Genomic DNA, 14980 nt, shown 5'->3' with positions numbered 1-14980 from the left:
TCGTGATTATTACGACTTTTATATCATCAGTGTAATTAACACGGGTAGTTAAGTGCAAAGATTTCATAAATAAGGTGAAATTTACGCGGCGGCTAAAATCGAATTGTCTTTGTGCGTAATCGAGGGCATTTATCGGCGCACAACAAAAACGTAATTCCAAAACAGGAGAATTAAATGAAAAACATGATCCTTGCTATCGCCGCTCTTATCGTTGGTCAAACTGCTAACGCAGCTATCTCTGCAAACTCTTCTTGGGAAGAAATCTTCGCAGCTAAAGGTCCATATCAAATCGTAGCTCCAGCTGTATACATGGGCCGCGCTATTGATTACACTTTCGTTTGCCGTGACGGTGACACTCTTCGCACTCAAAAACCAGTAGACATCGTTGAAGTTGTTCAACCAACTAACCAAAACGGTCGCACTGAATTCAAAGTTGTTGGTTCTGAAGTTCTTTCTACTTCTATCAACTACACTCACAAAGAATCTTTCTGTGACCAAACTAAAGGTGACAAAACAGTTTGCAAAGACGTAGTTTACACTGGCACATACCCAATGACTGTTAACGTAAAAGTTTACACTCAAGTTGGTAACGAAGCTCCAGCTCGTTTGGCTTTCGTTAAATCATACACAGTTCCAACTTGCGAAAACGCATCTGTTAACTAATTAATTAGTTAATCTGGAAATGTTAAAAAGCCCGCTTAACCAGCGGGCTTTTTTTTGAAGTAACAGTTCCCTTTTCGTCGTGCGCAGCAGTACGAAAAGGGAACTGTTACCTTAGAAGTGCCAGTTTTCGATTTGTAGGTATTCGCTGTTATTGTGTCCGGTCATTTCGTAGCCTTTAAGGCCTTTGGGAATGATGGATGTGTTCGAGCGATAATAGCTTGGGAGCTGGGGTAGCTCATCAGTATAGGCTTTTAAAATCTTGCGCATGATATCTGTGCGTTTCTTGGAATCAAATTCTTGAGTTGCTTGTTCTAATAATTTATCGACTTCTTTATTTCTCCAGCCCGAACGATTGTGTCCTGACCATCCGTTTTCTTTGGATGGAACCATAGTTGAACTCATCGTTCCTAGAGGAACCATATTCGGGGATTCGACCCACGTAAGTGCTGCCATTTCAAATTTTCTTTGGCGGAGGATTTCACCAAAGAAGACTCGGCCTGGGAAACTCTTTAGTGTGACCTCGAGTCCAAGCTGTTTCCACTGATTTTGCAGGTAGACCGCAATCATTTCGTTCATCTTGTTGTCGGCAACGTTGGTCATCGTTAGAGTCATCTTTTTACCGTCTTTATAACGATAGCCGTCCGCTCCCATTTTCCATCCGGCCTCATCGAGCAGACGTTGGGCTTTAATGCGGCTATATGGATATAGCGTCACAAGCTTTGGATCAGCGGTGTACCACTCGTCAAAAGGTGTAGCGAAGTGAATTGCTGGAGGCTGCTTGCCATCAAAAAAGGATTTTGCCATTTCCGCACGATTGAAAGCATAGTTCAGGGCTTGGCGAACCTTCAGATCTTTTAAAATGGGATTGTCCAAATTTAATTCAATATGCGCGTACATGGATCCAGCAACATACCTTACTTCATACGGCAGATTCTGGGACTTTACTTTTTTATTAAACGCCAAGGTCTGATCAAAGCTCATTCCCGACGAAGAAGTCATGTCGACATTTCCGCTCATAAGATTTGCTTCCATTGATGTGGAATTCAAAATGAACTTAAAGACTACTTTTTTAAAGTACGGCTTCTTGCCATAAAACTTTTCATTGGGAACAAGGACGACGTGGCTGCCTTGTTTTAGTTCACTGACGCGGTAAGGGCCATTATACAAGCCAGGCTCTGTTATTTTAGTCGCATACAGGGAGTTGCGCTCATAGGACAGTACTTGTCCTTTGTATTTTTCAAAAACTGGCATTTCCAAATGCGCCGGAAGCAGGCGAGGGAAGGACACGTAAAAGTTGTAGGCCGGTTTATCAAAAACAATCGTACACTTTTTAGGATTCGCTTTATCAATCATCAGATCTTTGACGTTCGCATAATCGTCGCGATTCGGTGTTGCCACCAATTCGTTACTGCCAATCTTCCAGCCAGCCTCTAGATCCTTGCATGAAACAGGTTTGCCATCGCCCCATTGAGCGTCGATAAATTCCAGATCTGCTTTCAGACGTGTGCCGGTTTTATCCGTGAACAACTGCGCCTTTTTGTTTTCAAGGGTCGGGATCTCTTTGATCAGGACGGCTTTAGGTTTTCCATCGGGCATGATCATCACTAAAGGACGCATGATCGCATCTTGGATCAGGCCACCAGCTGCCATGGTGTTAACAATCGGGTGGATCGTGTCGAATTCTGCGTTCACCGCGATTTTAAGTTCTTCTTTCGGAGCACTCCAGGCTACAGAAGAAAAAGTTGCAGAGATGGTCAGAGAAAATAAAACTCCGTTGCGGATCATCCGTGGACTCCTTCGTCGATAGAAAACTATATCTTTCGAGCAAAGATAATGGCAACTCTAAACAAAAAATCTCCCACCGTTGATTCGGTGGGAGGTGGGTGATTTATTCGGGTTACACATTCATTTGCAGATGCACGTGATAACTTTGTTATGAATAGAATCTACCCTTCATTTCTGATAAAAGGCCCTCCGCATTGGAGATTTCTACAGAGGGCCAGAGACACTGCCGAGATGGAGAGAGAGGAACATCCATGTTCTCCAGCCGCTTCTCTTTCACAACGTGCTTGCAAAAACGTTCACGAAAAAAACGCTCCTAAAATAATACGTACAAGCTATAACGTTCTTTTTAACTACAGGGATATCTTATCAAGAAAGTTTGAAATATGAGATGATTCTCATCACGTCGGGCGACGTCACACCAGTCTTGTTTATGACTTGGGTCAGGGAAATAAAAAAACCACCAGGGGTTCGTCTGGTGGTTCCTGAGCGATCTTTTAGAATTTAGCTCACTAGTGATTAGACGCTTGTTTAGGTACTTTAGATTCGTCGACAGTGATTTCGATTTCTACTCGGCGGTTTTTTGCACGAGCTTCGTTTGTTTTCGCTGGATCCACTGGGTTTGCAGCACCCATTCCTACGGATGTGATAGTGTCAGCAGGTACGCCACCCATGATCAACTGCGCGCGCACGGATTCAGCGCGATCTTTTGAAAGGGGATTGTTCTTCATTGCAGTGCCTGTGTCGTCAGTGTAACCACGGATCGTCAAAACGTTCTCAGGGTACTTTTTCATGATTTGCGCAAGTTCCGCGATGCTGGATTGAGCCGCTGGTTTCAAATTAGATTTACCAGTGTCAAACAAGATGTCTGATTTAAGTTTCGTGATCAAACCTTGCTCAGTTCTTTTTGTTTCTGCGATTTTCGCAAGCTCTTTAGCTTGTTTATCCATACGGTGACCAACACCGCCACCGATACCAGCACCCAAAGCGGCCCCAATCAAAGCGCCTTCGTTACGTTTACCAGTTTGGTGACCAATGACCGCACCTGCAACTGCACCGATAGCGGCACCGATACCAGCACCTTTTGCTGCATTTGGATTTTCATTCGCAGTTGCGCAACCCGTAGCGATCATTGCTACGGCTGTTCCGACAAGAACCAGTCTTTTCATAAATAGAACTCCTTCATTTATTCTTTTGTGAATAGACAAAGTTTGCCAAGCTGCGCGAAATTCGTCAATCCCCCTTGGTGCTCATATATGTTTTGTTTTATTCTGAGAAGCGTCGTTACTCGAACTGAATGAAGGAGCGTTTATATGAGAACAGCGATTAAAGCTTTGGTAGTGGTTGTCACACTTTGGGCCGGGATAGCTCAAGCGACGGACCGCCTGATTATTGTTAGCGGAACATCTGAAAAAGGCTTGGATCCTAATTTGGTCAGTATGACTGTTGAAGTCTGGAGTAAGGCACAAACTGCGAAAGTGGCGCAACAAACAGCAGCCAACCAATTCAAACAAGTTAAAAAAGTCTTTGACGATTTTAAAGTCAAAAAAGAAGACATTCAAACGGATAACTATAGTTTGAATCCGGAATACGTTTACGACCAGAAAACGCAAACGAATAAAATGGTAGGCTTCCGAGTCGTGCAATCGTTGGTAGTTACTTTGCGCAAGGTGGATGAAGCTGGTCCTTTCCTTGACGCGTTGGTCACCGACAAGCAAACGAAGGACTCCGGCGTAAATGTGAATTCAATCAATTGGGATTCTGATAAACGCTCAAGCGCTGAGACATCGGCTTTGGGTGACGCAGTTCGTGCAACAAAAGTGAAGGCCGAAGAGATCGCCAAAGCCGCTGGTGTGAAAATTAAAGGTGTTACAAGAATCAGTCATGGAGCGCCGACGACTCAGCCGCCTGTTCCCTTGATGCGTAACTTTGCGATGAAGGCGATGGCTGATTCCGCTCCGACGGAACTAAGTGCAGGTCAAATCAAAGTTCGTGTTGAAGTGACGGCAGAATACGAAATTAACTAATCTCGTTGCGGCTTTAGATAATAGCCCACCAATTCACTGGTACTGACGAAGCTGCCATCTTTAAAGGTGCAGCGATCCAGTCGGTGCCAGTCCTGTCCCGCCTTAAACTCCACAATCTGGGGAGTTCCTTTTAATTCACGACAGATATTGAAGCCAGGATTGCTGGTGGTATTCGTTACTTTGCTTTTATCGATGAACTTGGCTTTAAATGCCGTCTTGCAATCAAGTTTTTGGCAGCTTTTAGAAGTTAAAATGGTTTTGTCTTCATTGTAGCAATAGAACGCTTTGATTTCCGTGGTTTTACCATCAGTAGTTTCGCGCAGCTGACCCTGTTCACAGGTAAGGGGAGTCTGTGCAAAAGACAGAGTGAACGCCATAGCAAATAAACTACTTAACATAAGTCACTTCCCACGTACGGCGAAGAACATCTGCTTTGGGCATCCAAAATTGACCGTCTTTGCACTCGTATCCTTTGTCATATTGAGAGCAGCCTTTGCCCCAGGAGTTTTTAATTTTATATTCACATTGACCGGTTCTTTCGTTGAAACGACGAGCCGTGATCGTCACCGCATGAGCGCCAACTGAGGCGGGTGTAGAGGCGGGAGCGCGTCGATCATAGAACGAATAGGCATCAACTCCAACTCCCACTGGATTATTGCTGCTGAGCTGTTCATCGATGATATTCGCATACTTTTCATCGCTAACAGCGCGACTGATTAAATCGTTATATCCATTGTAAAAGCCTTTTCTTTGCACGGAAACGACTTCAGGTTTTGCTTGGATCCGGTTTTTGCAACTTTTTTTACGCAAGCCCAAGATGAAGTCTTCCTCGACAGTTCTATTAACGACATCTTGCACGTCTGCGAGACTAATTTTGGGAAACATTTTTTTGGCTTCAGTATAGAGGTCATTGCAAGCGAGATTTTGAGCCATGATTTGGTTTCGTCCGTTGAAATCCAGTTGCCTCATATTTTCTGCAAAGTTTCCGCCTTGGTTGTCTTCGGATGGCATTTCACTTTCTAAGCAAAATCCTTCTTTCGCTGCTTTACTGATGGCATTGTCGGTGAAGCCACCTGCAACATCTGCTGCTGCCGTACCCAAGATCCCGCGGTCCATGCCGGAGAGCCAATCGTCTTGATAAGACAAAGCAATGTCAGCCGCAGAAATATTCTTTTTCAATTTATAAGACATCAGATCGGCAGCTGTAAAAGCATAGCACCAACCGACGGAGTCTTGATTCCGTGTTTGTGGCATCTCTTTGCTCATATCAACTGCAGTACAGGATTTGCGCTCTTTGCTTTCGGCGGCAAGACCTTGCTGCTTTTTCTCCGCCAGATAGTTTTTATAGTCTTCCAAGCCGAATTCTTTGGAGTAGTCCGCAAATTCCTTTTCGAATTGCTTCGTGTCTCCGTACTTTGCGGCGGCATCGAGATCGTCTTTAACTCGTAAGAATTCGCGTTTACGAGATTCTTTGGCCATGCCATCCAGAAACTTATCATCGACGCCTAAAAGCTGTTGCGTCGTTTGACCGCAAGCTTTCACCGAAGTCTTTAGCATCTGCACGGTTTTGGTTACGATGGTTTTGTCATAGGAACTCTTAATCCCCTCATAGAGTTCTTTGGCCTCAGCGCAGTTCGCTGATTGAGCAAGGGAGATCGTTGGAAATAAAAAAGGCAGACATAGCAACGGTAAGTACTTCATTTTGTAATTATCAGCGGAATGGACAGAGTTGGGGAGTAATTTAATAGGAGAAGTCTTAACATTTTTGAATAGAAATGAAGCATTGAGTGATGGAATTTCTGTGGCCAAAGGAAATGGGCTCCTTTAACGTAAGGGACACGACTAAAGGAGTGCTTTTCACATGATCGAAATGCTTTCGAATCCGCAAATCTGGATCGCGTTTTTCACATTGTTTGCCTTGGAACTGGTTCTGGGGATCGACAACGTCATTTTCATTTCTATCCTCGCCGGCAAGCTTCCGAAAGAGCAGCAAGATAAAGCTCGTGTGATGGGTTTGAGTCTTGCGGTTATCACCCGCGTGATTTTGCTTTTCTCGTTAAGCTGGATCATCGGTTTAACGGCTCCGCTGTTCACAGTTTTAGGCCAAGAAATTTCAGGTCGTGATCTGATTCTTCTGTTGGGTGGTCTGTTCTTGATCGTAAAAAGTACGATGGAGATTCATCATAAACTTGAAGGCGTCGAGGGGAGTCAGTCCAATCATGTGGCGCATTCCTTTAATGCGGTGATTTTTCAAATCCTGCTTTTGGACGTCGTGTTCTCTTTGGATTCTGTAATCACAGCGGTCGGTATGGTGAGTGAGATCAGCGTGATGATCGCAGCCGTGGTTATTTCTGCGGGTGTGATGATCGTATCTGCGAAATCCATCAGTAACTTCGTGGATTCTCATCCGTCACTTAAGATTCTGGCACTCAGTTTCCTGCTGATGATCGGTTTCACATTGATTGTGGAATCTTTGGAAGTACACATTCCGAAAGGTTACGTTTACTTCGCTATGGCCTTCTCGGTCGGTGTCGAGATGCTAAACATTAAAATGCGTAAGTCTAAGAAAACGGAACCGGTTAAGCTTCGCGAACGTATCGCTGAAGAGCCTAAATAAAGATCAAAAAAAAGCCGCTCTTTGAAGCGGCTTTTTTATTATTTAGCTTTAACTGGGAACAAGTAGGTCGTCGTCATAGCGGCCTTTTCAGTGATCGAGTGGATCTCGTAGATCTCAACAGCAGCTCCAGTTTGTTCTAATTTTTTCTCTAAAAGATAGGCCTCTACGCGAGGATAAACTTTCAAAGGCCCAATCCCTGGCGAGCCCGTGAACACCGCTTGCACATAAGAGCGTGCCGGAATTTCTCCCTCTTTCATTTCTTCTGGAGCTCCAGCTGGCATCGCATCGATGATGCAGCCCACTTTAGAGCGAAGACGTGCTTCCTCGACTTGGCGAGGATCGTCAAGGTATTCGCCGAAAGTGCGTTGGCACGTAACGCCTTTTTCTTTCATGAATTTTTCAACGCGCTCGATGACCTTGTTCACTTTGTGGTAAGGACCTACGTGCTCAATGAAAATGGTTTTAAACGGGCCTTGTTGAACTTCAGAAATTTGCACGCCTTTGAATGCGCCCAAGTAAGTCGCTAGATAAACACCGAAAGAAATGATCGTCACTGCGACGAAAACTAACATATATCTCATTGTACTACTTCCATTTGATTGAACAGCCCATCGAAGCTGTTTGTTCTTCAGTTACTTTTTGATTTCTTAATAAAGTTTGAACCGCATCGTACAACTCACGCTGAGTGACTTTGCTGGCATCTTTCCACGAATTATCCAGGCGACCGCGGTACACAAGTTTTAACCCCCCGTCATAGACAAAGAAATCCGGCGTGCAAACCGCACCAAAGGCTTTGGCCACGTCTTGGGATTCGTCGACCAGATAAGTGAAAGAGTAATTTTTTTCTTTCCAGCGTTTTGCCAAAGCGTCAAAAGAATCTTCGGGATGATCTTTAGGATCGTTAGAGCAAATTCCCACCACGTTCACGCCATCTTTTTTAAGATCAGCCCCCAAAGTGATCAGGCGTTCTTCAACTGCCTGAACATAAGGGCAGTGAGCACAAATAAACATCACCACCAAAGGTTTCCCATTGGAGAAATCTTTTAAAGAATAAGTTTTTCCATCAACTGCCGGAAGCTTAAACTCCGGAACAGCATTCCCCAAATCAGGAAAAGGAGTAAACGTCGTCGCCATTAAAGCTCCATCCAGCTGATCTTTTTCTTGCCAATATAAAGGCTGCCGTCGGCTTCCATCGCCGTGTATTTTTCTTTAAGCAAAGGATGCAAGTTCAAAGCCGTTAGCAATGACAACTGCTCCGTAGTGCTTAAAGGTTGATCACAGTGAGAAGCCGCATCCGTTAATTCAAACATCAAGCGATCCAAGAATGCGGTGTAGTCTTCACCCAATAAAGGTGCGCCTTCGGGCAAAGATTCCAAAATGCTTGTCGAAGTTTCCACCGACTTAGGAGAAGACGTCACATTGACACCTAAGCCTACGATGAAGCGAACCTCATCCGCTTGCGCGACATTTTCTAAAAGGATTCCCGCCACTTTTTTGTTACCAATGTAAATGTCATTCGGTGCTTTAAGGTTCCATTTCAAAAATGGCCACGTCGCTGAACACGCGCGATAAACCGCGAGTCCCACCAGACAAGCAGCTGTCGGCTGCGGCTTCATTGGCAAAAGATAAGACCAAGAACTCAAAAGAGAAGAGCCCGGTTCAGAATCAGTCCACGTGTTTTTGCCGCGACCGCGACCCGCTGTTTGGTGATCCGTCACGAAAAGACAAAGCTGTTGCTCCAGCAAGTCTTCCTCGAACGCCAATTCTTTGGCAGTGAGGTTGGTGCTTTCCTGCTGATGTTTGTATTCCACATGCAAGTGATTGTTGCGAGCCCATTTCGCCGTCACATCGCCGATGCGAATTTCGCTCATGGGATTTTCATTTGTCATTATTCCTCCCAGGCAAAGATCAAAGAAACGTCAGCAACCGGTGCTGAATGTGTCAAAGCGCCGACAGAAATAAAGCTGACACCCAGTTCTGCAACGGAACGGACACGCGCCAAGTTCATGTTGCCGCTGGCTTCGGTGTGCACACCTTCAGGAACCAATGCCAAGGCTTGCTTAAGCATGTCGTTATCCATGTTATCTAAAAGCAAGTGCTTCACATTCAAGCCCACAGCTTCTTTCACTTCAGCCAATGTGCGTGTTTCAACTTCCATCGGCAGGTTGCTGTGTTCACGTGTGCGGTTCACCGCAGCCGTGATTCCTCCCATGACGGAGATGTGATTGTCTTTGATAAGAATAGCTGTGCTTAGATTCATGCGGTGATTGACTCCACCACCATGAAGTACAGCTTTTTTCTCAAGCTCGCGGTAACCCGGAGTTGTTTTACGAGTGTCTAGGATTTTCGTTTTCGTGTGCTGAACTTGTTTTACAAAACGGCGAGTGACTGTCGCGATCCCAGACAAGTGACCCAGGAAATTCAAAGCCACACGTTCTGCTTTCAAGATTTGTACAAGATCGCCCTCGATAGTGCAGATGATTTGGCCGTTCAGGATTTCATCGCCCTCTTCAAAATGCCATTTCACGCGGCAGTTTGGTTCAAGAGTTTGCATTGTTTGTTCAAAAGGAGCGGCTCCAGAAAGGACCAGGTCTTCCTTTGCTTTCAAACGAGCTCTCCCAATTTTTGGAGTTAATGCGAGTGATTCAGTTGTGACATCGCCATTAGGCATGTCTTCTTTGATAGCGGCGCGGATTAATTCAACCAGTGTCATAGAACCTCACATGTAGGCGTACCTTGATGTGAGGTGAACGAAAGAAGGTACTAGATAGATTTCTCGGTTTCGCGCATAAGTTTATTCAACTCTTCGCGAACGATACGTTCTGCGATCTCGGGAAGGAGTTTCCAGCAAACGGATTCAATCACTTCGCGAGCTTCCTCACGAACAATCTTTTCCATCATTTCGCTGGACAAGTCCACCTTGGATTGGGTTTTACCCTGAGCATTAGCCGCTGCTGGTTTTCCCCCTGCAGCCGTTGGTTGCGCTTTATTTGCAGAAGGACCTTTGTTTAAGGTCTCCATCATTTGATCTTTTACAGATTTTTCGACTTTTCCTAAGAAAGAATCCTCAGGTAATGCTTGAGGTGGAGCTTTGGCAGCAACCGTCGTGGGCTTTTCCGTCAAATCGGGGCCATTTTCATCAAAACTGATCTCTTCGAAATTACCTGAAACTTCGATGTGCGCGTTTGAAAGATCCTCGTCTTGAGGGATTACAAACTTAGAGGCAAAGTCATCGGACTCAGTCGTTGGAATGTTCAGTTTAAATTTTGTTAAATCCTGATGGGCCCAACCGTTCTCATCCATGTCTTCTTCGCTTTTTGGCGTTGTCAAAGGAACGGAAGCGAACTCCTCGCCCGGGATGTCCAGACTTAAAGCTTCGTCTTCACTGATCTCTGGAATGGCATCTAAGCTTAACTCCGAGTTTTCAGCAGGCATTTGCATTTCACCCTCTGCCGGCATTTCTTCAAAGTCAGGCATATCGGGGAATGTCAGGTATTGGCTTACGGGATTTTCAGAAGTTTTTTGAACAAGTTTGTTCACCAATCCGCGCAGGTGTTCTGCATCGAATGGTTTTTCCAAGCGGTCATCGGCTTTGGATTCTGCGACTTTACCTTCATCGATTTCCATAAAACCACTCCACATCAAGACGACAGGAATGTTGGCTGTTTCAGGATCGTTTTTTAGTTCCAGACTGACTTCGTAGCCGTTTCTTTTTGTCAAAAGTACGTCTGCAAAAATAATATCTGGCTTGAAGCTTTTTGTGACAGGTAAAACATCAAGACCTACAGGAACGGCTTTGACCTCGACCGCAAAGTCGGACAATGCCAGTTGCATAACCTTTTTGATTGTGGAACTCTCATCTGCAAGTAAGACGCGTAAAGCCATAATCAAAGTTAAATAGGATTTTCGACCTGAGTCAAGGAAACTCTAAGAATGAACAGAATTGATCGATACACATCTTGGCTTTTCTTCGGCTACTTCCTGGGTGGCCTTTTGATTTTCCTGACGTTGTTCACGGCAGTCGATGCGATGTCGACGATTTCTGAATACAAAGGTGTCAGCACAACGACGATTTTCACTTACTACCTTTACTCGTTTCCTGACATTATTTCGAAACTTCTTCCGGTCGCTTGTTTATTGGGCACAATCCTGACTCTGACGAACTTAAACAAGAATAATGAACTCGTTGCGTTATTTTCAGCAGGGATGAGTCTCCTACGGATCGCAGTTCCGGTGTTGTTCTGGGTAACTCTGATTTCTTTGGGCGGTTATTTTATGACCGACCGACTGGTGCCTCGCGCGAACACTCAAAAGAACTACATCCTGTACTATGAGTTAAAAAAAGAGCCGCATCGCTTTTCGACGGTTAAGACCAATAAGATTTGGTACCGCACGAAAGATGCGATTTTTAATATCAAAACATTGAGTGCTAAAGGCGATCGTGCGCAAGGTTTGACGATGTACTTCTTTAGTGACGAGTGGGATTTGATCCAAATGATCACGGCTCACGATGTTGAAATCAAAGGCAGTCAGTGGCTTCTGAATGCCGGAACGGTGACCTTGTTTACCAAGGATTCGAGCTTCCCTTTGACCACGGACTTTAAAACGAAAAGTATCGTGATGGCCGAGGATTCTAAAGATCTGCAAAGTGCCGGTCAAACTGCTGAAATGATGTCCCAGGGCGAACTTAAGCACTTCATCATGAAGAATAAAGATGCGGGCTTGGACACCATTGCCTATGAGGTGGGCTATCAGTCGAAATACAGCTTTGCTTTTGCGGGGCTTGTCATGAGTCTTTTAGGACTCCCATTCAGTGTGGGGAGAGGCCGTTCTGGCGGGACTATGATCAATCTGGGTATCTGTCTGGGGCTGGTTTTCGCCTATTACGTGATGTATTCGTCTGGAATCACTCTGGGGCAGCACGGGTCGATACCTCCGGTCGCAGCCGCTTGGGCTCCGAATATCTTAATGACGGGATTGGCCTTGGTCCTTCTCAAAAGGCTGAAACGCTGATATAATGGGGGCCTCGTTGGAGGCCCTATGATCATGAAAATCCTCACTTTCCCTGACCCAAGATTGCGCGAGGTCGCAGACCCGGTATCGCTATCTGAGTTCGGCACACCTGAGCTTAAAAAGCTTCAAGAGGACATGATCGAAACAATGTACGATGCTCATGGTATCGGTTTGGCTGCTCCGCAAGTGGGCGAGCTTCGCCGCATGATCGTCATCGACACTCGCCCTAAAGACGAAAAGGGCCGCCGTTATAAAGATCAAGAAATGACTGATTTGGAAAAACAAGTTGAGCAACCTTTGGTGTTGATCAACCCAACCATCGTTAAGGGCGAAGGCAAAACGACTTTCGATGAAGGTTGCCTTTCTGTTCCTGGTTATTACGAAACGGTTGAACGTTACGATTACATCGAAATGAAAGCTTTTGATGTGAACGGCAAAGAGTTCATCGTGAAAACCGACGGGTTGCTTGCGATTTGCATGCAGCACGAGTTGGATCACCTTGAAGGCACATTGTTCATCGATCACTTGAGCTTTGTGAAATCCAATAAAATCAAAAAACAAATTCAAAAGCACGGCTATCCAACGAAAGAAGAATTGGAAAGAGCTCGCTCGAAACAAATCGAAGGCGAAGAGCGTGAGTAAGGTCCGCATCTGCTTTCTGGGTACACCAGAGTTTGCTGTCACATCTTTGAAGGCCTTGCTTGCAGATGAACATTATGAAGTTGTCGGCGTTGTGACTCAGCCGGATCGTCCTGCGGGTCGCAAAATGCAACTGACACCAAGTCCGGTGAAAGTTTTAGCACTTGAGCACGGTCTTAAAGTTCTAACTCCTGAATCCCTTAAAAAAGATCCTGAAGCCGTCGCAGAAATTCGCTCCTGGGGAGCGGAAGTCGGCGTGGTGGTGGCTTTCGGTCAAATCCTGACTCAAGATTTTATGGATTCATTCCGCTTTGGTTGCGTGAATGTGCATGGTTCGATTTTGCCACGTTGGCGCGGGGCAGCCCCGATTCAGCGTGCGATTGAAGCGGGCGATGAAGAGTCCGGCGTGGCTTTGCAAAAAATGGTTAAGAAATTAGACGCGGGCGATATCATCGGTATTCGTCGGGTCAAGATCACTCCGGAAATGCATGCCCTGCAGTTGCACGATGTGCTGGCTGATTTGGGTGCCGATTTATTGCGAGTGGAGTTGATGGATTATGTGCGCGGAAATCTGGCGCCGGTTCCTCAAGATGAATCTTTGGTGACAATTGCTCCTAAAATCGACAAGGCCGAGTCGTTGGTTGATTGGACGAAGTCGGCGAAATCCATCGATGGTAAAGTTCGCGGCTTCGTTTACGGACCTGGGACTTATACAGTGCTTGATGGTAAAAAATTAAAATTGCATGTTGTGCGTCCTTTGCCAGCAGCAGGTTCAGCTAAACCAGGAACGGTGACGGCGGTTGACGCAGACTCTGTGACTGTCGCAACGGGCGATGGATTATTGAAATTGCTTGAAGTTCAGCCTGAATCCCGCAATCGTATGAAAGTCGCCGATTTCTTAAAAGGCCACACTTTGAAACCAGGAGATCACATTGGCTAAAATGGTTGCCCCTTCGATTCTGTCAGCAGACTTTGCAAACCTTGAAAAAGAGGTGAAAGCAATCGCCGCTGCCGGAGCTGACTGGGCCCATGTGGATGTGATGGACGGGCACTTTGTTCCCAATTTGACAATCGGTATCCCGGTTGTGAAAGCCTTAAAAAAAGTTTCTCCGATTCCTTTGGATGTTCACTTGATGATCACTGAGCCAGAAAAATATGTGGCTGATTTCATCAAAGCGGGCGCTGACTATTTGACGATCCATGTGGAAGCGACCAAAGATCCTGCATCAGTTCTTCGCCAAATCACAGCCCTCGGTGCGAAAGCCGGAATTACTTTGCGTCCTGGAACTCCGATTGATTCTGTGATTCCGTTATTGAATCTTTGCGATTTAGTTTTGGTGATGACGGTGGAGCCTGGCTTCGGTGGACAATCTTTCATGCACGAGCAGATCGCTAAGATCTCTCGCCTGCGCCAGGAAATTTCCAAACAAAACCTAAACTGCCTGATCGAAGTCGACGGCGGTATCAACGACGAAACAGCGAAGCTTTGTCATGAAGCGGATGTCTTCGTTGCTGGCAGCTACGTCTTCGGTAAAGACTACGCGCAAGCCATCGCTTCCCTCCGATAGGTGCCAGGTCCTGTTTCTTGTTGCGACGCAGAACCTCCGCGGTTCTTCAGCATGTCGTAAGAATTGATGATAATGCTAAACTATCATCCTGCTATTTTGCTCAAGATAGCGCTCAGTGTGGAAAGTCGTGGGTCGAATTTTTTTCCCTCTATCAAATCATACAAGGTGCGGCGGCCAAGCCCAGTTTTTTGGGCCAGATCAGTTTTCGAAAGGGCGCGAAGATGGGATACAAGCACATCCTGAAATGTATCAATGTCATTCCGAAGTAAGCACTCAACTAAAGTTTCTGCGACTAGTTTTTTGTTCAGCAGAATGGCAGTGTCGGGTTTAAAATGTTTGAGTGATTTTTTGGAGGAGGCTTTTGGCTTTTTTGATGTCTTTGTTTTGTCCATTTTTATTTCCTCCAGCGAGTAAGATCACAAGTTTATCTTCGATTAGTGAAGTGTAGACTCGGAGTCCTGAGGTCCATTTCAGTTCAATTAAATTATCAAAGCGATTTACAAAGCCCCAATGTCCATCTACTTGAAGTCGCTCAATTCGTGCTGTGATTATCAACCTTGTTTTTGGGGATTGTTTCTGAAGCCACCTTCGAAAGTCTTCAGTTTCCAATATGCGGTAAACCACGTATTTTCTCCATTGTGCGCTATACCGCACAATTTGTCAAGTTTGCT

The 14980-nt window shown here is 45.5% G+C and carries 17 protein-coding genes; 7 read left to right on the top strand and 10 right to left on the bottom strand.

All coding sequences use genetic code 11. The features are described from left to right. Positions 1-174: 174 nt before the first annotated feature. Positions 175-663, top strand: a complete 489-nt coding sequence (locus tag ACLSU7_RS06725; protein ID WP_413294790.1) for a hypothetical protein — start codon at positions 175-177, stop codon at positions 661-663. 111 nt (positions 664-774) lie between these two features. Here ACLSU7_RS06725 and ACLSU7_RS06720 read toward each other — a convergent pair whose 3' ends face one another. Together ACLSU7_RS06720 and ACLSU7_RS06715 are read right to left on the bottom strand one after the other, a co-directional pair. Further along, positions 775-2448, bottom strand: a complete 1674-nt coding sequence (locus tag ACLSU7_RS06720) for a peptide ABC transporter substrate-binding protein (protein ID WP_413294789.1) — start codon at positions 2446-2448, stop codon at positions 775-777. A gap of 509 nt (positions 2449-2957) precedes the next feature. Beyond that, entirely contained in the window at positions 2958-3614 is a 657-nt protein-coding gene (locus ACLSU7_RS06715; protein ID WP_413294788.1) for an OmpA family protein, read from the bottom strand. 144 nt (positions 3615-3758) lie between these two features. Here ACLSU7_RS06715 and ACLSU7_RS06710 point away from each other — a divergent pair, with 144 nt between their 5' ends. Continuing rightward, positions 3759-4472: an SIMPL domain-containing protein gene (locus ACLSU7_RS06710; protein ID WP_413294787.1), complete on the top strand. Its 714-nt coding sequence runs from the start codon at positions 3759-3761 to the stop codon at positions 4470-4472. Here the strand turns inward: ACLSU7_RS06710 and ACLSU7_RS06705 are convergent. Continuing rightward, the gene (locus ACLSU7_RS06705; protein WP_413294786.1) at positions 4469-4870 is read right to left on the bottom strand and encodes a hypothetical protein; all 402 of its coding nucleotides are present in this window, start codon (positions 4868-4870) and stop codon (positions 4469-4471) included. The genes ACLSU7_RS06710 and ACLSU7_RS06705 overlap by 4 nt on opposite strands. Then, positions 4860-6173, bottom strand: coding sequence for a C1 family peptidase (locus ACLSU7_RS06700; RefSeq protein WP_413294785.1), 1314 nt, complete (start codon positions 6171-6173; stop codon positions 4860-4862). The genes ACLSU7_RS06705 and ACLSU7_RS06700 overlap by 11 nt, the downstream gene beginning before the upstream one ends. 160 nt (positions 6174-6333) lie before the next feature. On the opposite strand from ACLSU7_RS06700, the gene ACLSU7_RS06695 reads away from it, so the two are divergent. After that, complete coding sequence (locus ACLSU7_RS06695) at positions 6334-7089, top strand: TerC family protein (protein ID WP_142699475.1); 756 nt, start codon at positions 6334-6336, stop codon at positions 7087-7089. Positions 7090-7127: 38 nt separating this feature from the next. Here ACLSU7_RS06695 and ACLSU7_RS06690 read toward each other — a convergent pair whose 3' ends face one another. From ACLSU7_RS06690 to ACLSU7_RS06670, 5 genes are read right to left on the bottom strand one after another with little or no spacing between them, the layout of a single operon-like run. Beyond that, entirely contained in the window at positions 7128-7661 is a 534-nt protein-coding gene (locus tag ACLSU7_RS06690) for a GyrI-like domain-containing protein (protein WP_413294784.1), read from the bottom strand. A gap of 13 nt (positions 7662-7674) precedes the next feature. Beyond that, entirely contained in the window at positions 7675-8223 is a 549-nt protein-coding gene (locus ACLSU7_RS06685; RefSeq protein ID WP_413294783.1) for a thioredoxin family protein, read from the bottom strand. Continuing rightward, positions 8223-8978, bottom strand: coding sequence for a biotin--[acetyl-CoA-carboxylase] ligase (locus ACLSU7_RS06680; protein ID WP_413294782.1), 756 nt, complete (start codon positions 8976-8978; stop codon positions 8223-8225). Before ACLSU7_RS06680 ends, ACLSU7_RS06685 begins: the two co-directional genes overlap by 1 nt. Next, entirely contained in the window at positions 8978-9802 is an 825-nt protein-coding gene (gene nadC / locus ACLSU7_RS06675; protein ID WP_413294781.1) for a carboxylating nicotinate-nucleotide diphosphorylase, read from the bottom strand. The genes ACLSU7_RS06680 and nadC overlap by 1 nt, the downstream gene beginning before the upstream one ends. 50 nt (positions 9803-9852) lie before the next feature. Further along, positions 9853-10974 (bottom strand): response regulator, encoded by a 1122-nt coding sequence (locus ACLSU7_RS06670; protein ID WP_413294780.1) that lies wholly within the window; start codon positions 10972-10974, stop codon positions 9853-9855. Positions 10975-11022: 48 nt separating this feature from the next. On the opposite strand from ACLSU7_RS06670, the gene lptG reads away from it, so the two are divergent. The 4 genes from lptG to rpe are packed head-to-tail and all read left to right on the top strand — an operon-like array spanning position 11023 to position 14309. Next, positions 11023-12102 carry an LPS export ABC transporter permease LptG gene (gene lptG, locus ACLSU7_RS06665; RefSeq protein WP_413294779.1) on the top strand — a complete coding sequence of 360 codons (1080 nt, stop codon included), beginning with the start codon at positions 11023-11025 and terminating at the stop codon, positions 12100-12102. A gap of 27 nt (positions 12103-12129) precedes the next feature. Further along, complete coding sequence (gene def, locus ACLSU7_RS06660; protein ID WP_413294778.1) at positions 12130-12744, top strand: peptide deformylase; 615 nt, start codon at positions 12130-12132, stop codon at positions 12742-12744. Beyond that, positions 12737-13681, top strand: a complete 945-nt coding sequence (fmt, locus tag ACLSU7_RS06655; protein ID WP_413294777.1) for a methionyl-tRNA formyltransferase — start codon at positions 12737-12739, stop codon at positions 13679-13681. The genes def and fmt overlap by 8 nt, the downstream gene beginning before the upstream one ends. 1 nt (position 13682) lies before the next feature. Next, positions 13683-14309, top strand: a complete 627-nt coding sequence (gene rpe, locus ACLSU7_RS06650; protein WP_413295381.1) for a ribulose-phosphate 3-epimerase — start codon at positions 13683-13685, stop codon at positions 14307-14309. Positions 14310-14392: 83 nt separating this feature from the next. Here rpe and ACLSU7_RS06645 read toward each other — a convergent pair whose 3' ends face one another. Further along, a complete protein-coding gene (locus ACLSU7_RS06645) occupies positions 14393-14701 on the bottom strand; it encodes a helix-turn-helix domain-containing protein (RefSeq protein ID WP_413294776.1) in 309 nt (102 codons plus the stop codon). Positions 14702-14980: the final 279 nt, after the last annotated feature.

The organism is Bdellovibrio sp. HCB185ZH, from assembly GCF_047302455.1.
GTDB lineage: Bacteria > Bdellovibrionota > Bdellovibrionia > Bdellovibrionales > Bdellovibrionaceae > Bdellovibrio.
Note: the sequence above shows the minus strand (reverse complement) of the source record. Positions and strands in the feature narration are given on the sequence as shown.